We start from the raw sequence: 20,827 nt of genomic DNA on the forward strand, positions 1-20,827 counted from the left end.
GTGTCGACCGTATCGCCGAGACAGTTGGAACGAATTTGGGTGAGTCTCCGGCCAACACTTAACGAGCACAGGTCCCTCCGTCGACGTGTGCTCAGAGACACGCTCCCGTCGCTCCCGGCCGGCCTCCGGCCGTCGGACATCCTGCTCGCCGCGGTCGCGGGTCTCGCCGGGCTGACGGGCTCGTTCGCAGTCGCCGGGGTGACACCCGGGTTCGTCGCCGCGCCCATCGCGAACACGATGGCGGTGATCCTCCCGGGTGAGATCATCACCTTCGCCATCCTCGTGTTGGGCGATCTTGGGCAGCAGCTCAACGTGCTCAGTGCAGCCGGACTCGCGGCGGCGGGACTCGCCGGCCTCGCACTGCTGGCCGACCAGATCGGCGCGGAACTCGACGTACCCGGCGCGGGTGCCGTCGTCGGCGGCGTCCTCGGGACGCTCGCCTCCGTCGGCCTCGTCGGCGTCGGGCTCCCGAGTCTGGCGACCGGTGCCGGCGTCGCGGCGGTGCTCCTGGGTGGGGACCTCGGGGGGCGAGCGGCCGACACGACGGACGCGACCGACACCGGACGGCGACGGGTGCTCGGGGGGCTCCCGGGACTCGTCGGCGTCGGCGCGGCGGCGACGGTCGCGGCGCGCAGCGGCGGCGGTGGCAGCACCGAACCCGCCGAACCGGACGCCCTCGCGGGTGGCCGGGACGCGAACGGTGGCGGTGGCTCCGCCGCGACGAAGACCCACACACCGACGGAGACGACGCGGACGCCCGCACCCGGGACCGGCGCGGCTGGAACCGCGGCGGGTGGTGCCGGCGGTGGTGAGAGCGGCGACGCAGACGCGGGCAGCGACGCCGGTGAGAGCGCCGAGACGGCGACGCCGACCGCGACACCCACACCGACCTCGGAGATCACGCGGCTGTTGAACGAGGCCGACCGAAAGACGCTCGACGTAGACGGCATCGAGCCGCTCGTCTCGCAGAAACACTACGTCGTCGACACCGCGGGCGTGGACCCGGACCTCTCGGCGAACGAGTGGAGCCTCTCGCTCACCGGACAGGTCGACGAGACGGTCACCTTCTCCTACGAGGACCTCACGTCGATGGCCGTCGACCACCGGTTCGTCACGCTGCGGTGTGTCGGCGAGGGCCGCAACGGCAAGAAGATGGACACCGCCCTGTGGACCGGCGTACCGGTCGACGACGTACTCGCCGAGGTCGATCCGGACGGCGACTGCGACTGCGTGATGCTGCGGTCGACGGACGGGTTCTACGAGGAGATCGAGCTGGACGAGATCCGCGGTGGGCTGTTGGCGTACGGGATGAACGGCGAGGTGTTGCCGCGCCGGCACGGCTACCCCGTCCGTATCCTCGTCCCCGGGCACTGGGGCGAGGTGAACGTGAAGTGGATCGACGAGATCGAGTTCATGAACACGGAGAAGCCGGGGTACTGGGAGAAGCGCAACTGGCAGGGAACCGGGCCGGTCAACACCGTCGCCAAACTGAAGACGGTGAACCGTCCCGGCGACGGTCGAATCCAGGTCGGCGGCCACGCCTACGCTGGCACACGCGGGATCTCGCGCGTCGAGGTGTCGACCGACGGCGGCGACTCGTGGACGGACGCGCGTCTCAGCGAGCAGTTGCCGGGCGACGACGTGTGGCGACAGTGGGAGTACACCTACGACAGCCCCGGCGTCGAACACGAGGTCGTCATCCGTGCGACCGACCAGAACGGGAACCTGCAGACGAAGGAACGGACCGGCCCGTTCCCGAGCGGCGCGACCGGCTGGGTGTCGAAGACCGTCGCCCCGTAGTCGGCGTCGTCGACTCCCTCCGTCGTCGGCGCCCGACGCCGAACGACACCGCTAACTGCCGGCGGCGGCGAGACGGAGCGTGCTCACTTTCGTCGGACTCGGACTGTACGACGAGCGGTCGATCACCGTCGAAGGCCGCGACCGGCTCCGCGAGGCGGATCGCGTCTTCGCCGAGACGTACACCAGCCGTCTCGTCGGCGCGACGCTCGACGAGGTGGCCGACGCTCACGGCGTCGAGATCGAGACACGCGACCGCGCCGGCGTCGAACGCGACCCGGAGCCGATCCTCGCGGCCGCCGAGTCGGACGACGTCGTCTTCTGTACCCCCGGCGACCCGCTGATCGCCACCACCCACACGGACCTCCGGCTCCGCGCCGAAGATCGCGGGATCGACACCCACGTGGTCCACGGCGTCACCGCGGCCGCCGCGGTCGCGTCGCTCACCGGCCTCCAGAACTACCGCTTCGGACGGTCGGTGACGCTCCCGTTCCCGTACGCACACGGCGCCGACGGCGTCCCGGACAGCGTGGTCGAGGGGATCGAGGACAACCGCGAGCGTGGGCTCCACACGCTCGTCTTCCTCGACATCAAGGCCGCCGGCTCCTCGCCGGCCGGGCCGGACGGCGACCAGTTCATGACCGCGGACACCGCCGCCGGACTCCTCGTCGACGACTGGAACGCGGACACGCTCGCCGTCGCCGTCGCCCGTGCCGGCGGGCCCGACCCCGTCGTCGTCGCCGACACGCTCGCCGGACTCGCCGATCGCGAGTTCGGGCCACCGCTACACGCGCTGGTCGTTCCCGGCGACCTCCACGCCGTCGAGGCGGACGCACTCCGGACACTCGCCGACGCCCCCGCCGACGCGGTCGCGCGACGCGAACGCTAGGTCGTCGGGAGACTCCGAGCGGACGACCGTCGTGATCCGCCGGAACGCGACGGAAGCTCGTCGTCCGCCGGTTCTCGACGTGGGTCAGTCGTCCACTGACGCAACGCGAGTCAGTCGTCCGCCGATCCACGCCCGGGCGGCTCCGTCGCCGGGTCACGCGGTAGGTCCAACTCGCGGCGCAGGTCGTACTCTTCGTTGGTGACGACGTACAGCACGTCCTCGATCACGGTGAGTAGCTCCGGCAGTCGTCTGACGACGAGGTACGTCACGCCGATCAACGCGACCACGGCCAGCACCTGACTGATCACCCGGTCCGACAGGAAGAACGACACCTTGTACGGGTCGGAGGCACCGAACAGCAGCAACACCACGTCCGGGAACACGTGGAGGTACTGTTTCCCGAACGCGATCCCGATGAACGTCGTCCGGACGATGTTGAGCGCCCAGATGATCGGCACCGCGATCGCGACGGCCGTCAGTTTCCGCCGCAGTGGCGCCCGCACCGCGGCCGCGAGCCCGACGAAGATCGCCATACTCCCGAGGCCCGTACACGCCAAGAGGACGGTGAACCGCAGTTGGTGGCCCCCGTCGGTGACGAACTGGTAGGTGCTCCAGTAGCCCTCGGGTCCGCGGAGCAGTTCCGGGTGGTAGCCGAGCCACCCCATCGCCGCACCCGTCTGTGCGGCGACGACCTCGATCAACACCCGTCGCGGTGCCGGGAGGTCGAGTCCCAGCAGGGTGATCGCCGGGATCGTCTCGAACGGCAGGTAGACGAGTCCCATCACCGCGACGGCACGCGAGAGCACGAACAGTGAGTCGCGGCCCTGCCACAGCAGGTAGCCGACGTACACACACGCCGGGACCGCGACCGCCGAGAGTACGCCCTCGACGTAGCTCTTCTGTGTGAACGCGAAGTGCGGGAACAGGACCAACCAGAACCCACCGAAGCCGACCCACGCGGCGGCCGCGAGGCGACGCGCCAGTTCGCGGCGGCCGCCACGGCTCCGGCCGACCCACTCGACGACGGCGGCGAGGAGGAACAGCGCGACCACGCCCCACGCGAACAGGTCGGTGAGTGTCCCGGGCACGGTCGAACGTACTCGTGAACGGCAATAGCTCTTGTCGTCTCTGGAGACGACGCCGGACAGCCGTCGGCGGGTCGACGGCCGTGATACGGGCGCGGGCCGACGGACACCACGGCAGCGGTGAACCGTACCGGCAGTCGGCCGTGTGAGCGGCGTGTGCGTCGCACGCCCGGACCCGTCCGGCGAGCGTGTCGCTGTCCGGGTCGCGTCGAAAGAAAGGGATCGTCAGAGTGACCGGTTTCGCCGGTCAGTCGTGGTCGTCAGTTGCGACGGCGGAGTGCGACGAGGGCGGCGCCGAGCAGCGCGACCACGCCGACGACGGCCGTGAAGCCGGGCGTGCCCGTGCTGGTCGTCGTCTCCTCAGTCTCCGTGGACTCCTCCGTCTCCGTCGGCTCGTCCGTCTCCGTCGGCTCCGGCGTGTCCGTCTCCGTGTCCGTCGGCTCCGGCGTGTCCGTCTCCGTGTCCGTCGGCTCCGGCGTGTCCGTCTCCGTGTCCGTCGGCTCCGGCGTGTCCGTCTCCGTCTCCGTGGAGGTCATGTTGCCCATCGTGGTGGGCGTCGCGGTCGGCGTCGCGTCGGCCTCCTGGAGGAAGCCGGTCGCACTCGCCGACGGCTCGCCGCCCGCAGACGGCTCGAAGACGATGTTGTACTCCTCACCGACCGTCCGATCGGCGAAGATAGCGAACTCGGCGGAGACCGTACCGTCACGCTGGACGGTGACCTCCTTGGACTCGATGAACCCGTCCGTCGTCTCCTCAACCGAGGAGACCTCGACGCGGAACGTCGAGCCGGGTGCCACGTTCGTCTCGGCAACGACCGTGCCCGTCTCGGACTGGCTGGCGTTCGCCTGCGTGATCTCGACGTCCGTACTGACGACCTCGAAGCTCTGGTTGATCGACTCGTCGAACTCGGCGTCCGTGCCGTCGAAGTAGCCGGCAGAGACGTTCGACGCGTCGACCGTCAGCGTCGTCGTGAAGTCACCAGCGTTGACGACGTCGGAGACGTCGCCGTTGTTGACTTCACTGTTCTGCAGAGCGCCGGTGTCGACGATGATGAAGTATGTGTCGTTGGCGGTGTCACCGACAACGTACGCGTTGTTCGGGGTCGGCGTGATCGACAACGGATCGTCGTTCGGCGCCGGGCTGTCCTGCTCGATGGTCAGGGCGAGCTCGTCACCGACTGCGTCGAGGAACTTCGCGTTCGTCGACGAACCGTTCTGGAGGTCGATGAGACCCTCGAGACCCGTGGTGTCACGGATCTGGTGGACGAGCAGGTCGTTGGCGGCGATCGACTGATCCTGCGTGATCGCACCGTCGTCGATGCTCGTGTAGATCGCGTCCGAGGTCAGGTCGGACGGCGTGACCGTCTTCGGCGCGGTCCACATCTGGATGCTGCCGAGCGAGCGCTCGGTGACAGTCACCGAGGAGAACGCACTCGGGTTGTCCGCGTCCTCACCCGGGAAGACACGGAGCTGGTAGTTCGTCGGTGCGATGACGTTGTCGACATCGTTGTCCACGGACGAGGCCGTGAAGTTGATGTTGTCCTGGGTGTCCGTGTTCTCCGTCACGACGGAGAAGGCTTCCAGGTTCCCGTCTGCACTCGTGCTGTTCGCGCTGTTGTAGGTGTTCCAGCGGATCGTGACGGACTCGTCGTCGTCCGTGCCGTCGTTGACGCGCAGGGACACGTTGTACCCCTTGCTGTCACTACCGACCTGGACACGTGCGGTGTCCGTGTTCTCGAGGTTGACGGTGAACTCGACGATGTCACCACGCGGGACAGTGACGGACTCCTCGAAGGAGGCGCTACTGTCCGGCTGTTCGACGACGACTGCGTCGCCGGTCGTCGCTTCGACGCCGGTGTTGTCGTCGGTCACCGTGATCGAGTAGTTCCCCGTGTCGTCGGACGCGCTGACGGGCACGGTGAACGTCGTCTGTCCGTTGTTGTTCAGGTCCTGGGTGGTCGAGTCGAACTCGTCACCGTTCGGGTCCTCGACGGTCAGCGTGACTGGGCGGTTGCCCTGGTTCGCGGACACGTCGACCGTGATCTCGTCCTCACCGCGGACGACTTCGGTCGAATCGAGGGACGCCGACAGGCCCAGCGAGCGCAGCGACAGGTTACCGAGCGTGTTCACGCCCGTCGAGTCGCGGAACTCGTGAATCTCGGCGGTCGGCTGGCCCTCGGTGTCAAGGGTCACGAGGAAGCTGTTCGCCCCCGTGGAGCCACCGAACTGGAACTCCCCGTCGTAGTACCGCTCGTACGCGAAGTCCGTGCTGGCGCCGGAGACGCCACTGAAGTCGACGGCGACGACGGCGCCCTCGTACGCGTTGACACGCGCACTAGAGGAGCCGTCGGCGACGAGGGTGTTCGCCGTGGTGGTGACCTCGGTGGTCTCGCCGAAGTACTCGATCTCCAGCGTGTCACCCGGCGTGATGGTCCCGTTGTCGTCGTCGTACTCCAGGACCGTACGTGCACCCGACGTCTTGACCGTGTAGTCGTCGTTGACGTTGTTGCCGTTGAGGGTGACGTTCAGGTCTGTACCGATGTCGGAGTTACTGATCGAATTACTCTGGTTGAACGCGATTTCGATGTCGCCGTCGCCGGAGGAGCCATCTGCACCGAACTCGATGGCGCCTTCGACTGTGGCGTTTGTGTTCGCTGCCGCTGCTGCTCCGGAGAACGCGACGGTACCAGCGAAGACGCTGAATACCATCAGCGCTGAGAGGAACAGCGCGCGGACTTTTTCGTTTGTGTCTGTCATGGTTAGCTTCGGGTTGCTGATCGGCGACCCGTGCGCGTCCGTCGTGCGAGCCGACTGCCCCGACTCGCGCGACCGGCACGTTGCACTGGTGCCATGGGTAGGGGTATGACAAACTGCGTACGTCTGTTATAAGTGCTTTGTGATATTGAGGGGGGCTCTCTCGGCGGAGGTCCGACACGAGACCGTCTGTCACCCACGGTACGTGAACTCTCACCACATCATCTCGTCGTGTCGGTCGAGCGACTCGTCGTGTGAGAACAACGGTGGGTGTCGACACGGTGTCCTCGGTCGTCGTTCGGTGTCCGGTCGAGCGAGAGCCGGGCAGTTTATACGGTGACCCGCCTCTCCCACGTGTGTGACGCTGGGAGATTGGGTTCGGGAGACGACCACTCGTGTCGCAGACGACGGGCTCTCGGGTGTCCGGGAGAGTCTCTACGAGCTGTACCTGGGTGGACTGCGGCGTGTGACACCACTCACACCGGACGGGGCCTCCGTGTACACGCGTGATTGGGATCTGCTGGTCGTCCTCGACGGCTGTCGCGTCGACGTACTCCGGTCGGTCGCCGACGAGTACGACTGGCTCGGACCGGTCGACACGCACCGGTCGCCGGCGAGTTGCTCACCCGAGTGGCTCGACGCGACGTTTCACGACGAAGCCCACGCCGAGACCGTCGCCGAGACGGTCTACGTGACCGGCAACCCCTTCAGCGACCGCCAACTGGACCACTCGCGACTCCGACGTGTCGACGACCTCTGGCAGACGGCGTGGGACGAGGAACTCGGCACGATTCCGCCACGCCCGCTAACTGATCGTGTGATCGAGACGATGCGTGCCGACGCCCCGGACCGACTCGTCGTCCACTACATGCAGCCACACTTCCCGTCGCCGCCCGACCCGGTGGGAGACGGGATCTCGCTGCAGGCGTTCGACGAGACGTGGCACTCCCCACTCGACCGACTCCGACGCGGTCGGATCGACGCCGAGCGTGTCTGGCAGTCGTACCGAGCGAACCTACGGTACGTGTTGGACGACGTGGAACTCCTCTTGTCGAACGTCAACGCGGACACGGTCGCGATCACCGCCGACCACGGGGAGGCGTTCGGCGAGTGGGGTGTGTACGCACACCCCTGTGGCGTTCCGGTACCGACACTCCGGAGAGTCCCGTGGGTCGAGGTGTCGGCGACCGACACGGAGGAGTACGAACCGACGACCACCGAGGCCGAGACGACACCGACGAGCGGTGTCGAATCGAAACTAGAGAGTCTCGGGTACGTCTGAGTGGCGTGTGTCGACGACGAGCGATTTCCGTCGGGGGGAGACGGTACGTCGAGTGGCCACCACGACCACCCCGACGGACAGTCACAAGTACCACGGGCCGAGACGTGACGACGGTGTCGCGACCGAGACGCGACGACCGGGAACTATGTCCGACAACACACTCGAAGACGTGAGCGTCGTCGTCCCGACAGCTAGGTCGGAGTTGACCACGCCCGAGACCGTACCCGAGGAGGCGGAACTCCTCGTCCGCCGTGACGACGGCCTCAACGTAGCACGTAACGCCGGCGTCGAACACGCTACGAACGACTGGATCGTGATCGCGGACGACGACATCGAGTTCCCGACCGAGACGGTTCGTCGTGTCCTCCGGGAGGGTGACCGAACGACGTTGGCTGGCCTGGCCGACTTCCCGCCTGCACGGTGGGTCATCGGCCGACTCATGATCTTCCACCGATCACTGTGGGAGCGTGTCGGTGGCTTCGACGAGCGGCGTCACCACGGTGGAGACACGGACTTCGCCATCCGTGTCGAGCGAGCCGGCGGGACCGTGTGGCGGCTCGACCGCGACACCGTCCCCCACTACGACGAGGACACGGGCGAGGGAATGACCACGACGGAACACCTTGAGTGGACGTGGTACCTCACACGGCGACACCCGGTGCAGTTCGGACCCGTCGCGGTCAGACTCCTCACTCGGAAGCTCGGCGGCGTCGTCCCCGGTCGCTGAAGCGCGAGACCGTCACGTGTCGCCGTAACCGATACGATCGTACAACCACGGGAACTGCCGGCCGACGGCGTTGCGAACCACTGCCGGGAGGTGGCCGTCGACGGCGTTGAGGAGCTCCTGGCCGACGGCCACGTCGCCGTTGGCGAGGTGGTAGACGTACCCGTCGGCGACCAGCTCGTCGCGCCACTCCATGACGTGTTCACGCCGTGTCATCTTCTCGACGGTCGCCTCGCTCGACGCCAGCGCGAGCGCGAACTGTTCTTTCGTGTACCCCTCGGAGTAGTAGTGGAGATCGTCCTCGATGTACCGTCGCCAGTCGTCCGCGACACGTCTGTGGTAGCCGTCTCGGAACACCAGGAACCCCGTGTTCGGGTACCACGACCGCGGTGTCCGGCCGTCTCGTTCGAACAGCGCCTCGAACCGGTCGGGGTCGGTCGCAGACAGAGGACGCGCCTTCAGATCGAACGATCCGTCGACGACCTCGGAGAGGTCTCTGGCGACGACGGTGTCACAGTCGAGGAACACGACCGTGTCGGCGGTCACCTCGGTCAGTCGCCACTTCTCGGCGTACTCGGCGTGTCCGTCGCCGACGTGTGTTCGGAACCCGCCCGGGAAGACGGGATCGACCTCGCGGACATCGACGCCGAGGTCCTCCAGCACACGTACGGCGTTTTTTGTCCCGGGTGGAGTGACGAACGTCACGATGTTCTTCGGCTCCGTGTCCGTAGTATTCAACAGAGAGTTGATCGACCTGACTGCGTTTTGCACGATGAATCTTGGTTCGCCAGATAGTGAGTATACGTACCGAGTAGAATCGGTCATCGTCCACTTTATCAGCAGAACTTGTTATATATCTACGGAATCAGCTCATCAGTGGTCACCGCTCAACAACACAGTGACGACGGGAGGCAACGTGGTGAGAACGTCCTAGAGTCCGCGTCTACGTAGCTCTCTGTTCAGTTCGAAGAGGTTATCTGAACTGCGTCGAAGAAGTGGGTCGAAATGGACACCGGAACGGGTACGGATCGATGGGGCCTCCTCCCAGGAGTCATCTCGGCAATTGTCGTCCTCTCCGTGTACGTCGTGAGTTTCGACTTCCCGGGCCACTACGGAGGACTGTACCTCGATATGGCGACGGCACTGCTGGATCACGGCCCGGGATACGTACGGTCGATAGACGGGTACACGGTCGATGGAGTCCCGTTCGCGTACCCACCAGTCGGACTCGTGTTGTTGGCAGGGGGGCTGTGGCTTCAGGTCGACGTTGCGACGCTGTATTGGGTCCTTCCGTCCGTGTTCTATCTCCTGAGTGTTCCGGCGTTGTACAAGCTCGTCACCGAGATAACGGGGTCTACTCGTGTCGCTACACTCGCGAGCGTGCTGATCCTCACCTCTCCAGAGGTGTACCGCCCACTCGTTGTCGCGACGGGTGTGACTAGAGGCCCCGGATTCGTCTTCTCACTCGTCGGAATCCTGATCGGGATTCGACTGTTCGAAGCGGGAAATCCCCGACAGATCGTTCTCGGGGGAGTATTGTTCGGCCTCACAGTGATGAGTCATCCAGTGTACGCCACTTTCTACAGCATCTCGTATCTGTTGTTGTGGGCGGTCTACAGCCGATCAATTCGCGGATTCGCACTCGGTAGTGGTGTCGTCGGCGTCGGGCTGGTGGTCGCGCTCCCGTGGCTCGGGACGGTCGTGTCAAATCACGGCGTCGAGATCTTCCTCCGTACTAGTCGTGTGCGGGGTGGGATCGGCCCCGACCTCGTTGGCTTCGCGATCAGTTACTTCTACAACCCCAACGTGCCGGTCATCGCACTGTCACAGGGTGTCGGAATCCTCGGACTAATGTGGCTAGCGGTTCGGAGACGGCTCTTTCTCGTCCTCTGGTTCCTCTCGATCGGGGTGCTGGTGGGGAACCCGCGTTTTCTCCACGTCATCACCGGAATTTCGGCTGCCTGGTTCATCGTCAATGGCCTAGTTCCCTCGCTGGAACGACACGCCGACCTCACCGAGTGGCTCCGTCGCCTCCCCCTCCAGTCGGGAGAGCGAGTTGACCGGCTTGTCCCGGTTCTTGTAGTCACACTCGTCGCCACGTACAGTGTTCTCGGTGGAGTCGGGTTTCTCGTCGCCGAGAACAACGTCGAGAAAATCTCCAACGACGACAGAACGGCGATGGAGTGGGTAGGTGAGAACACCCCGGTCGGAGCGACCGTCCTCGTAGTAGGTGACGGGGCAGAGTGGCTACCGTGGTTCACGAACAGGACGGTACTCGTCACGCCGATGGGGTCCGAGTGGAAGGGTCCGTCGGCGTTTCGTCGACAGTCCGAACTCCGGTCACAGCTACTGCAGTGTACGGGAGTGGCGTGTGTTGAGTCGGTGACCGAACAGCTCACCACCACCCCGGACTACGTCTACGTGCAGGAAGATCACCGGTCCGTCGCAGAGTCGCTCCAGAATTCCTCGAAGTACAGTGTAGTTCACAGACGGGGCGGCATATTCGTGTTCGAAGTACACGCCGAGTGAGCAACTGTCGGAATTGTACTCTTGACGACAAGATCAAGACGGAGACACCCCCAGTCAGATCACCGCCAGACGCCACCTCACGTCCGAGAGATCGGGCTTCGGAACCTGTACCCCCGCCAGTACGCCTCGGTGCCTGCCCACAGTGAGAGTATACCGGAGAGCAGTGCGAGGACGAGAAGTTCGATGGAACCCATCCACCCTGGGAGGACGAATAACAGACCATTGACCACGAGCGACGGGAGGAAGCTCTTTATTGCGATCACGACACGCGATGCCAGAGGAGCAGACGAACTGTCAGCGTCGGAACTCTCGTCGACGACACGACTGTTCGTCCCAGCCAGTCCTGCGCGACTCGCAGCCATACCGCCGCTGCTCTCGTCACCGGTTCCCAACCGTTCGGCCTCGTACGGTGTGTCGACCGGAACGGACCAGACAATCTCCCCATCGCGGTTTAGTTCGAGAATCCGACCACCGTTCGAGTCCGTGACCAACGTATGTCCGTTCGGAAGCCGGTCGGCGTCTCGGGGCCAGCTCATCCGGGCGTCGCTCCACGACCACGTCCGGACCCAGCCATCGTCCCTCCGCTCGTACTCTACGACACGATTGTTCTCTGAGTCGGCGACGACGACCGCGGGTCCACCACGCTCCGCGGGGATGAAGTCGGGATTGTGTTGCTCGAATAGCCGAGAGTAGTTCCCATCGCTCCCCAAAGTCCGTGACTCTAACAGCCCCCGCTGCTTGTGTATGAATACGACTTGATCAAGATTCCGAGGACTTGCTATGATCGTTCCGTTGCCGAGCCACTCGACATCGTTCAGATGCGTCCAATCTTTGGGGAACGAGCCGCCATCTTCCCGTTTGAAGTCGGCACGGAAGTTGTACGCCCATGTTGTCACGTCGCGTCGTGTGTTGTAGATTCTGATCTCATTGTTGATGTCAGCGATCAGGACCGTCTGTTCGTCAATTCTGTCGAAGTCGTGCCAGTCAGCTCGCAGTTGGGCCTGGAACCGTTCGAACACCTCTCGTTCACCAGTCGAGATGTTCACGCGGACAAAGACTGCGTCGGCACACGGCTCCGTCCCAGTCGGACACGTCACCGAGGTGTCTTTCGCGACGAACTCAACTGTCGAAGACGTATTCCCGACAGGGTCGACATCGAAGTACTGTCTGTACCGTTCCTCGTAGTATTCGACACGACCGTCTGGTCCCAGCGCGATCAGAGAGGCGTCGGTTCCCTTCCGTGGGGACGTAGTGATGACTGTCGTGCCGTTGGCAGTCGGGGCGACAGCTTGGGTGCCAGCGTTCTCGTACCGATCCTTAACCGTCGGAGATGTCGTCGCCGCGACGCTCAGTTGAACGACCGAGAGCAGTACGACTAGAGCGAAGACACCCCGGAGGGCTCGTCGTCTCACGGTCGAAGTGTTTCCACTCGTGGTATAAGTTCTTTCGAGACTCACCGTCGGTGAACGGTAGTGTTTGGATTCTCAGCACCTAGTAAGATACTATCTGTAAAAAATTCTATGTAATTTTTTTCTTATAACTTTTGTGTAGTCAGATCGGATTCCCACCCCAGAAAGGACTGCTACAACAGCGATACATAGTAGAATACCGTCGACAACGCCGAACCACCAAGGGGTTGCGTAGCGAAGCGCATTTCGAATGATGCTGATTTGCGATGTCGGCTGGAAAGGTGTGGCAGTTACATACCCAGCATCTGTCCCGGAGAGATTTTCCGCGAGAGCACTGTGTCCACCAGCGGATTCATCACCGGTGCCGAATCGCTCTACATCGTAAACCTCTGGTACTGGTCCGACAGACCACACGATGGAGCCATTTCGGTCTAGTTCGAATACTCGGGCACCATGGGTGTCTGCTATGAGAGTGTGCCCGTTCGGGAGCCGATCAGCATCCCGTGGCCAGGCAAGTTGTTCATCGCTCCATGACCAAGTCTGACGCCACTCACCACTATCACGCTGGTACTCGACTATACGATCGTTTTGTGAATCAGCGATAACAACTGCCGGGCCACCCCTAGCGGCTGGAATATAGTCTGGTTGATGCTGCTCATAGAGCCATTCGAACTCATTGTTATCACCTAACGTCCAGTCATGTTCAACCCCAGAGGTCTTGTTGACAAATATTACTTCATCATGGTTACGCATACTTATCATGATACGACCGTCTTGAAGGACTGTCACATCATTGAGATGGGTCCAATCGTCAGGATATGAGCTAGCGCTGAATACGTTTGATCCCCCAGTACTGATATTGTAGTACGACTGAGGGTCCCAAGACCACTCTATTATACCCGAAGAAGTGTTAACAATAAAACACTCTCTTTCGCCATATCAGCTACAATATTTTTTCCTTAGAGAGCCGGTCAACGTCATGCCACTCATTATTACGTTTTCCAGGCCTGTATCGGCTGTACACCTCAGTGCTTTCTCCCGTAGATAGGTTGTATCTCAATATAACTTCCCGTGTACACGGTGAGTCTGCCGGGCACTCACGACTTGAAAGCTGGTTCATCGCAGCAACTATGACATCATCACTTTCGGGTAAGGGGTCGACATCGTAGTACTCGTCGAACTCGTTTGCATATCGCCAGAGCGTTCCGTTCGCATGGATAGCAACAAGGTGACCCTCACCATCCCCGTACGCAGTGAAAACGGTTGCATTGGGTCGAGCATCAGCAACTTGCGTCTCGCCTGACGTAGCGGCCGCAAACCGCTGGTATGGGTCTGCGCTGCTTTCTGCACTATTCACTTGATGCACGTTTGCTACTCCGGCAACACAGATAGAGAGAAGTGCTACTGCGAAGAGTATATTTCCGATGCGGTGAGCCTTCATCGGACAGCAATGAGTTCTCGGGGCATAAGAATGTCAAACATTTGTTTCCAATCCCACAGCACGCCGTCAGCGGATCAGTGTGTTTCGAGATCTTTTTTATTTGATTGGCCAGTCGGATAGAAAGCGCGGCGATTGTCAGCGTGGGGTTCATTGCACCACCAGTCACAAATACGCTAGAGGAAGAAATATAGAGATTTTCAAGATCGTGAGTCCGACACCTTGGATTTACTACACTGGTCTGGGGATCCGTACCCATCCGTGTGGTACCCATGTGATGTGCCGCGTAACCCGGACTCGATATATCGGATGTAGTTATGTCTTTTGCCCCCATTTCTTTGAGTGTTTTTTCTGTATGTTGTGTGCTTTTTTCATCGTGGAAGTTGCGTGCTCGCCGACCTCAAATTGTATATCTGGAACGGGGTTCCCGTGGTTATCTGTACTGTCCGTATCCAGAGTGACTCTGTTTGATTTTTGGCAGAATTTCTATAACACCAGCGATAGAGGCCTGCCACTGGTCGCCAGACTTCACCACAGATTCTGGCATTTGAGTTCGTAGTGACCTATCACCATTGATTGGATCGACCATCTCGTCAGTAAGAGAGCTTTCAAACCCCCGAATTGCCTCGCTTGGAGACACAACGGGATTCTGTTTGAATTCTAGTTTTATGCTCCCTGGCTGAGTATTTTCGTGGTCATAAATTGATGGCTCTCTCGTGACCACCACCAGATGGGTTCTTGTCCCTCCGGTCTATCGATAGTCCCGCGTGCAGAAACGACAGGATGTTCCATGAAGTACCGTCCGACGGCACCGCTCGAGTTCGCGAGTCCGTCGGGGTACTGTTCCGACCGGGACAACAACAGGAGTCGTGGTGTCTCGACACCACCGGCTGCGAGGACGAACCGGCGAGCCGACTGTTCGAGACCGGTCGCGTCGGGTGTGTCGTAGACGACGTGCTCGACGCGGTCGCCAGATCGGTCGTGTTCGATCCGTTGGACCGGCGCACGGTCGATCACTCGTGCGCCGGCCGCCTCCGCCCGACGGACGTGAACGTCGCCACTGTACTTCGCACCGGAGGGGCACACGGGGTTACACGTGCTGTACCCGACACACGCGCTGCGGCCGTCGTACGCCTCGGAGTTGCGCGCCTGTGGTGCCGAGTGTAGCGTGATGTCCAACTCCGCACACGCTGCCTCGTACGACGCGTCGATCGGTCCCGGCGGGAACGCCGGCATCGGGTACGGCTCCTCGCGTGGCGGGGCGAACGGGTTGTCGACCGCGCCCGCGACCCCGATGGCGGACTCGGCCGCCGCGTACCAGGGTCTGAGATCGGCGTAGTCGATCGGCCAGTCCGACCCCAGTCCGTACTCCGACTCCATCTGGAAGTCCTTCTCGTGGAACCGTGGTGTCCAACCGCCCCACTTCAGTGTCGAGCCACCGACACCCTTCACTCGGTGTGTGTTCAGTTCGTAGTCGACCGCCCCGGAGGAGGAGTACGCGTCTCGCTCACCGCCCATGTCCCAGACACTCCGGTCCACGTCGGGGCGGATCGCACGTTCCATCCGCTCGAGCCGGGAGTCGAAGTCGAATCGGGGTCCCGCCTCCAGTAGGACCACCTCTCGACCCGCCTCCGCGAGTCGGTGGGCGACGAGACCGCCGGCCGGGCCACCACCGATCACACAGACGTCGACACGTTCGGACGGGGTTCAGTCGGTGTCACTCGTCATCCGCACGCACCTCCGTCTCGTCCCACTCGTCTGCGAAGCGTCTGTACGACTCGAACCCACCGGGGTAGCCGACCGGGTTGTCGATACCGAGCGGGGCGGTTCCCGCCGGTGTCACGAGGTACGTGTACATCAGTGCGTTCGTCAGGTGGTGTCGGTACCGCTCGACGAGCGTACCGTCCGCACGCGACTGGACCCTGAACACGCCGAGGTGTGCGAGCAGATCGCGACAGTCCGATCCAGACAGCGACGACAACGGCCGGCCGGTCTCGACGCGCGCACGGCGGTCGAGTCGACGACACAACGACCGGAGACGGTCGAACCGGTCTGGGGAGAGCCGCGAGATGGTCGTCTCTGCGACGGCACGGTGGCCTGCGTCCGGTGGGAGCACGGCCGTGGCGACGGTCTGCAGACGGGCGACGGTTCGGTCGGCGGTCCCCGAACGACGACCCGACAGCCGTGTCAGGCCTCCCGCCACCCCTGCGGCACCGACGAGCAGTGCACCACGTCGTGTCGTCTCTTTCATCGTCTCCTCCCGGTAGTGTCGAGTACCACGGTCGTGAGTAGTATCAAGCTGGCGACACCGAGTAACGCTTGGAGCCGCCACGCACCGACACCCCACAGTTCCGGACGACGTAACTGCAACAGTACGTCGAGACCGCGCCGAGTGAACACCCCGTCCGGGAGTCGTTCGAGGAACGTTCGGTAGCCGACACTACCGAGGACACCGAGGGTGAACCACCCGGCGGCGACGAGCGAGACACCACCTGCCGCCGACGGTGCGTCCGCCGACTGTGCGTCCGGTGCCGCCGACTGTGCGTCCGGTGCCGCGACGGTGTCCCCGTGTGCGACGGAGACATCGAGTCGCCGTCGCGGTCGTCGTCCACGCGGCGACGGTCCCGGCGACGAGTGTCGGCACGGTCGCGAGACTCGGACCACCGGCTGCCAGCGCAGTCGCCAGGATACCTCCGGGAACGGCGGTGATCGCGACCGTCCCGGTCAGGAGTGCGACCGCCGGGACGACGACGAGTGTGATCGACTGTGTGCCGAGAGGTCCCAGTGGCGAGGACGGAGCGAGCGGGAGGAGTGTCCCGGCGAGGTGGGTGACGGCGACGACCGTCGCGACCGCCAGCCACCGTCGTTCCGTCGGGAACCGCCGTCCGAGGGTCGCGACGACACCACTCATGCGTACCCTAAGTCCTCGAGACGCCGCTGAGTCGCCTCGTCGACTGGGCCTCCGCCGTCGCCGGTGCGGACACCGAGCGACTCGCGCTCGTCGAAGACGGACCCCACCCGCTCGGCGGCGTCCGTCTCCTCGACCCGCCGTCCCGTCTTGGCGTCCCAACACCGGACGGTCGCCGCCTCCGACCGCCACGTCACGTCCTTCCGCACGGCGTCACCGTCGTCGCTGTAGACGGCGCGTGCGTCCCCGTTGAACCGCCACAGGTCACCACAGTACCTACTGGCGCGCTCTTCCATCGGCTCTTCGAGTCCGTGCGAGGATGCGACCACCAGTCCATCCGGACAGAACACGTCGCGCGTCCACTCGTCCGCGAGGAGTCGCTCGACGGCCGTCGGGAACCGCGTGAGCGTGGCGGCAGATTCGACTCGATCGCCGTCGGTGCCACCGGGCGGGCGGACGACGAGGGGGACGTGCAACAGTGCCTCGTGGATCCCAGCGCCGTGCGCGGCGACGCGTGCCCCGGGGCGGACGCGACTCGGTTCGCCGAACCCCTCGCCGTGGTCGGCAGTGACCACGACCAGTGTGTCGTCCAACTCCCCACGGTCCGCGAGCGTCTCGATCACGCGGCGGAGTTGGGTGTCCATCTGGTGGATCGTCCCGTCGTATAGTCCCTCGAGTGCTCGTCGTTGCCACCACGGTCGTCGACCGCCGTTGAACTCCCAGACTTGGTCCCCCATCTCGTCTTGTAACTCGCGCAGGGTCTCGCCGCCCCACTGATCGTGTTCCGGGTCCGGTTCGTACGGGAGGTGGCCGTCCATGAAATTGACACAGGCGGCCCACGGGGCGTCAGTCTCGGCGGTCCAATCCAAGAAGAGGTCGGCGTAGACGGACGCCGGGGTACTGGCGCTCAAGGCGTCCGGGAGGTACTGAGGGTAGTCCCAGGCGAGCTTGGTCACGACCCCGTTCGCCAGCGACTGGATCGGGTGGTCGTCGGCGAGACAGCGCCGCAGGTACGCCGCGTACTGTCCTTGCCCCTCGGAGAGGACGAAGTTACTCGGGTCGATCGCGTCCGGGTACGGCAGGTTCCGAGCGCCCTCCACGGTGTCGAAGGCGTCCTTCAGTCCGACCGCCATGTCCGTGATCCAGGTGTTCTCGGAGAACACCCCGGTCCGGTACTCGTGGTCGTCACGGAGTCGTTCGAAGATCGTGTGGCCGGGTTCCAGCGCGTGTTTCGCACGGGTGACCTCGTGTTCGACCACGTCGTACCCCGTGAACATGCTCGCGTGGCTCGGGAGACTCCACGTTCCGGGAGACCGTGCCTGTTCGTAGACGGTCGCCGTCTCCGCGAACGACTCCAAGAACGGGGTCGTCTCGTGTTCGTGTCCGTGGAGGCTGGTGTTCCCGGCCCGGACACTGTCGAGGACGACGAGGAGGACGTTCGGCTTCACACCGCTCCGAACGACAGTCACGTACATACGCGTTACTGTCGCTCGGCCGAGTGACCGTCGAGCGCCGACGTACCCGTCCGCCGGGGAGCGACGCGGCGAGAGCGACCCGTCCGGGTCCGTTGGAGTCGCTGCTCGACGTGCCGACCAGTGACACTAAGAGGACTCCTCGGTTAGAGTCGCGACATGACACTCGTCGTCCTCGCGCTGGACGCGCTCGACACCGAACTCGCCGCAGAGTTCGGTGACGGCTCGTTCGAACTCTCGACACACGGACATATGGAGTCGGTCGCGCACATGTTCGACGACCGCCCACATACCGGAGAAGTGTGGCCGACCGTCGCGACCGGACTCCACCCGCGGGACCACGGGATCACGGGTGGCGGCGAGAGTGAGTGGAGCAACCCACTCGTCGAACTCGGGTCGCGGATGATCAACAAGTTCGACACACAGATGAGTACCCGTAACAGACTCGGCGACATCGTCGAAGACGTGACCGGTGCGAGTTGGGAGATGGCGACGGTCGACGACCCGACGTTCTTCGACGCCCCGGGGCGAGTGGTCCACAACTGGCCCGGCGTCCACCGTAACGAGGAACTCCACCGCATCTGGGACGTGATCGAGGAGGGCATCCGGAACGGCGACGACAACATGCCCCGAGAAGTGTACGAGCGGCGTGTCCGTGGGATCGCCGCCGAACAGTTCGGGTGGGTGACGGAGATGCTCGATCACGACCTCGCGTTGGTCGCCTCTCACGTACACGTCCTCGACGCGCTCGGTCACGCGTACTCGGACGACCGCGAGAACATGCGGCGTGCCTACGAGTGGTGTGCACGGAAGGTGGACGCACTCCGTAGAGAGATGGCCGACGACGACGAGTTGCTCCTCCTCAGTGACCACGGGATGGAGACGACGTGGACGGACGGACAGAATCCACACGGGACACACTCGTGGCGATCCTTCTCCGCGAGTACGCTCGAGAGTCGCCCCGACGACGTGCACGACGTCAAGGCATGGGTCGAAGCACACGTCTCCGACCGAACGGCGACGGAGTCGGAACTCGACCTCCCCGAAGAGCAGCTCCGACAGCTCGGCTACGTCGAATAATGGGCGACGCGAGCGAGATGAGCCTCGGGCTGGAGAGTGTGAAGGCCTTCTCCGGCAAGATCACGCAGGCGGTGTTCGGCTTCGTCGGAGCCGTCGTCTTCGCCCGGGCGCTCGGTGCGGACGGGTTCGGTGGGTTCTACTCGTTGCTCGCCGTCGTCCTCGTCGCCGATCGACCGGTCCGCGGCGTCGCACAGGCGGTCGAGAAACGGAGCACCGAGGTTGACGCGGTACGATCGGAGGTCGTCGGTGCGGGTGTTCTCGCCGCCGCCGTGGTCGTCGCGACACTGTCCGTCGCCGCGTTCCTGCTCCGGAGTCGTCTCCGGGACGTCGCCGGGTTCCAGAACGCGTGGGTCGTCTTCGTCGTCTTACTGGCCGCGCTCAGTGGGTTCACGCTCGTCCAGAAACTGCTGGGTGCGGAGGGCGTCATCGGGGTCCAGACGTGGAACGACACGCTCCGCTCGCTGCTCACGCTGCCCGCACAGATCGGACTTGTACTCGCCGGGGTCGGAGCGGCGGGACTCGGGTACGGACTCGCGGCCGCGACGGTGGCCGTGATCCCGGTCGGACTGTGGTTCGCTCGACCGGGTCTGTCTGTCCCGTCGGTCGCGACGCTCCGTTCGGTGTGGTCGTTCGCACGTCACAGTGCCGTCGGGACCCTCGTCGGGAAGGCGTACGACCAGTTCGACATTCTCCTCTTGAACGTCGTGCTGGGCCAAGCCGTCTCCGGGTACTACAAGGCGGCGTTCAGTCTCGCGATGCCGGGTGTGTTCCTCGCGAACGTGGTCGCGTCCGGTCTGGCACCGAAGCTCTCGAACCAACTCTCGAAGGGTGGCGAGGCACGAGCCGACGTGACCAACGGCGTCTCGTACGCCAGTCTGTTCGCCGTCCCGGTGTTCTTCGGCGCACTCGCGCTCCCGGACGCACTCATGCGGACGGTGTTCGGCGGTGCCTTCGACGGGACGGGAGCGTTCCTCGTCGGACTCGCGTTGTACAATCTCCTCCACTCGCAAGTCGTGATCTACCAGCACGCACTCAACGGGCTCGACAGACCGGACCTCGAGGCGCGAGTCAGCACCGTGACACTCGTCGGGAACGTCGTGTTGGGTGTCGCTGCGGTGTACGTCGTCGGTGGGATCGGCGTCGTGATCGCAACTGTCCTCGCGGAGGCCTGCCGTGCGGTCGCGTTCGCACACTCCGTCCGGTCGCTCGTCCCGGACATCGAAGTGTTCCCCCGGCCGCTGGTGAAACAACTCGTCGCGGGCGTGACGATGGCCGCCGTCCTCGTCGTCGTCCGAGAACTGGTGCCGATCGGGTCCGTGCTCGGACTGGCGGCCGCCGTCGCCGTCGGCGCGGTCGTCTACCTCGGGGGACTCCTTGCGATCAGTGCCGAGTTGCGGCTCACACTCCGGGCCGTCTACGCCGACGCGGTCGGGTGACCGTCGTGGCTCGTCGGTCCGGGCC

At 63.9% G+C, this 20,827-nt stretch carries 16 protein-coding genes and 1 pseudogene; 7 read left to right on the plus strand and 10 right to left on the minus strand.

Features of this window, described 5'->3' with window-relative positions; translation table 11 throughout:
* Positions 1 to 87: 87 nt before the first annotated feature.
* On the plus strand, positions 88 to 1,800 hold the full coding sequence (locus RYH80_RS06830) for a molybdopterin-dependent oxidoreductase (protein WP_370903104.1): 1,713 nt from the start codon (positions 88 to 90) through the stop codon (positions 1,798 to 1,800).
* 79 nt (positions 1,801 to 1,879) lie between these two features.
* Positions 1,880 to 2,686, plus strand: a complete 807-nt coding sequence (gene dph5 / locus RYH80_RS06835; protein ID WP_370903105.1) for a diphthine synthase — start codon at positions 1,880 to 1,882, stop codon at positions 2,684 to 2,686.
* A gap of 110 nt (positions 2,687 to 2,796) precedes the next feature.
* Here the strand turns inward: dph5 and artA are convergent, their stop codons facing one another.
* Together artA and RYH80_RS06845 are read right to left on the minus strand one after the other, a co-directional pair.
* Entirely contained in the window at positions 2,797 to 3,774 is a 978-nt protein-coding gene (gene artA, locus RYH80_RS06840) for an archaeosortase A (protein WP_370903106.1), read from the minus strand.
* Positions 3,775 to 4,031: 257 nt separating this feature from the next.
* A complete protein-coding gene (locus tag RYH80_RS06845) occupies positions 4,032 to 6,527 on the minus strand; it encodes a DUF7827 domain-containing protein (RefSeq protein ID WP_370903107.1) in 2,496 nt (831 codons plus the stop codon).
* Between the two features lie 355 nt (positions 6,528 to 6,882).
* On the opposite strand from RYH80_RS06845, the gene RYH80_RS06850 reads away from it, so the two are divergent.
* Both RYH80_RS06850 and RYH80_RS06855 read left to right on the plus strand, forming a co-directional pair.
* Positions 6,883 to 7,806, plus strand: a complete 924-nt coding sequence (locus tag RYH80_RS06850) for an alkaline phosphatase family protein (protein WP_370903108.1) — start codon at positions 6,883 to 6,885, stop codon at positions 7,804 to 7,806.
* 145 nt (positions 7,807 to 7,951) lie between these two features.
* A complete protein-coding gene (locus tag RYH80_RS06855; RefSeq protein WP_370903110.1) occupies positions 7,952 to 8,533 on the plus strand; it encodes a glycosyltransferase family 2 protein in 582 nt (193 codons plus the stop codon).
* 12 nt (positions 8,534 to 8,545) lie between these two features.
* Here RYH80_RS06855 and RYH80_RS06860 read toward each other — a convergent pair whose 3' ends face one another.
* Positions 8,546 to 9,193 (minus strand): glycosyltransferase family protein, encoded by a 648-nt coding sequence (locus tag RYH80_RS06860; RefSeq protein WP_370903111.1) that lies wholly within the window; start codon positions 9,191 to 9,193, stop codon positions 8,546 to 8,548.
* Between the two features lie 342 nt (positions 9,194 to 9,535).
* Between RYH80_RS06860 and RYH80_RS06865 the strand changes: the two genes are divergently transcribed.
* Positions 9,536 to 11,059, plus strand: a complete 1,524-nt coding sequence (locus RYH80_RS06865; RefSeq protein ID WP_370903112.1) for an ArnT family glycosyltransferase — start codon at positions 9,536 to 9,538, stop codon at positions 11,057 to 11,059.
* Between the two features lie 77 nt (positions 11,060 to 11,136).
* Here RYH80_RS06865 and RYH80_RS06870 read toward each other — a convergent pair whose 3' ends face one another.
* The 7 genes and pseudogenes from RYH80_RS06870 to RYH80_RS06900 all read right to left on the minus strand — a co-directional run bounded on the left by RYH80_RS06870 (position 11,137) and on the right by RYH80_RS06900 (position 18,262).
* Entirely contained in the window at positions 11,137 to 12,471 is a 1,335-nt protein-coding gene (locus RYH80_RS06870; protein WP_370903113.1) for an arylsulfotransferase family protein, read from the minus strand.
* 90 nt (positions 12,472 to 12,561) lie between these two features.
* Positions 12,562 to 13,386 (minus strand): arylsulfotransferase family protein, encoded by an 825-nt coding sequence (locus RYH80_RS06875; RefSeq protein ID WP_370904673.1) that lies wholly within the window; start codon positions 13,384 to 13,386, stop codon positions 12,562 to 12,564.
* Between the two features lie 25 nt (positions 13,387 to 13,411).
* Complete coding sequence (locus RYH80_RS06880) at positions 13,412 to 13,909, minus strand: hypothetical protein (protein ID WP_370904743.1); 498 nt, start codon at positions 13,907 to 13,909, stop codon at positions 13,412 to 13,414.
* Positions 13,910 to 14,003: 94 nt separating this feature from the next.
* A pseudogene (locus RYH80_RS06885) lies at positions 14,004 to 15,586 on the minus strand (GMC family oxidoreductase); the annotation flags it as partial.
* A 37-nt stretch (positions 15,587 to 15,623) separates the two neighbouring features.
* Positions 15,624 to 16,157 carry a hypothetical protein gene (locus RYH80_RS06890; RefSeq protein WP_370903114.1) on the minus strand — a complete coding sequence of 178 codons (534 nt, stop codon included), beginning with the start codon at positions 16,155 to 16,157 and terminating at the stop codon, positions 15,624 to 15,626.
* A 189-nt stretch (positions 16,158 to 16,346) separates the two neighbouring features.
* The gene (locus RYH80_RS06895) at positions 16,347 to 16,817 is read right to left on the minus strand and encodes a hypothetical protein (RefSeq protein ID WP_370903115.1); all 471 of its coding nucleotides are present in this window, start codon (positions 16,815 to 16,817) and stop codon (positions 16,347 to 16,349) included.
* Positions 16,814 to 18,262: a sulfatase-like hydrolase/transferase gene (locus RYH80_RS06900; RefSeq protein ID WP_370903116.1), complete on the minus strand. Its 1,449-nt coding sequence runs from the start codon at positions 18,260 to 18,262 to the stop codon at positions 16,814 to 16,816. Before RYH80_RS06900 ends, RYH80_RS06895 begins: the two co-directional genes overlap by 4 nt.
* Positions 18,263 to 18,445: 183 nt before the next feature.
* On the opposite strand from RYH80_RS06900, the gene RYH80_RS06905 reads away from it, so the two are divergent.
* Positions 18,446 to 19,366 (plus strand): alkaline phosphatase family protein, encoded by a 921-nt coding sequence (locus RYH80_RS06905; RefSeq protein ID WP_370903117.1) that lies wholly within the window; start codon positions 18,446 to 18,448, stop codon positions 19,364 to 19,366.
* The gene (locus tag RYH80_RS06910) at positions 19,366 to 20,802 is read left to right on the plus strand and encodes a lipopolysaccharide biosynthesis protein (protein ID WP_370903118.1); all 1,437 of its coding nucleotides are present in this window, start codon (positions 19,366 to 19,368) and stop codon (positions 20,800 to 20,802) included. The genes RYH80_RS06905 and RYH80_RS06910 overlap by 1 nt, the downstream gene beginning before the upstream one ends.
* The last annotated feature ends 25 nt before the right edge of the window (positions 20,803 to 20,827 follow it).

This window comes from Halobaculum sp. MBLA0147 (assembly GCF_041361345.1).
GTDB lineage: Archaea > Halobacteriota > Halobacteria > Halobacteriales > Haloferacaceae > JAHENP01.

Excerpts from the sequence above, each read along its gene's own strand:
- RYH80_RS06845 (WP_370903107.1), bottom strand. The coding sequence starts at position 6,527 with ATGACAGACACAAACGAAAAAGTCCGCGCGCTGTTCCTCTCAGCGCTG.
- RYH80_RS06855 (WP_370903110.1), top strand. The coding sequence starts at position 7,952 with ATGTCCGACAACACACTCGAAGACGTGAGCGTCGTCGTCCCGACAGCT.
- RYH80_RS06865 (WP_370903112.1), top strand. The coding sequence starts at position 9,536 with ATGGACACCGGAACGGGTACGGATCGATGGGGCCTCCTCCCAGGAGTC.
- RYH80_RS06880 (WP_370904743.1), bottom strand. The coding sequence starts at position 13,909 with ATGAAGGCTCACCGCATCGGAAATATACTCTTCGCAGTAGCACTTCTC.
- RYH80_RS06890 (WP_370903114.1), bottom strand. The coding sequence starts at position 16,157 with ATGAAAGAGACGACACGACGTGGTGCACTGCTCGTCGGTGCCGCAGGG.
- RYH80_RS06895 (WP_370903115.1), bottom strand. The coding sequence starts at position 16,817 with ATGAGTGGTGTCGTCGCGACCCTCGGACGGCGGTTCCCGACGGAACGA.
- RYH80_RS06905 (WP_370903117.1), top strand. The coding sequence starts at position 18,446 with ATGACACTCGTCGTCCTCGCGCTGGACGCGCTCGACACCGAACTCGCC.
- RYH80_RS06910 (WP_370903118.1), top strand. The coding sequence starts at position 19,366 with ATGGGCGACGCGAGCGAGATGAGCCTCGGGCTGGAGAGTGTGAAGGCC.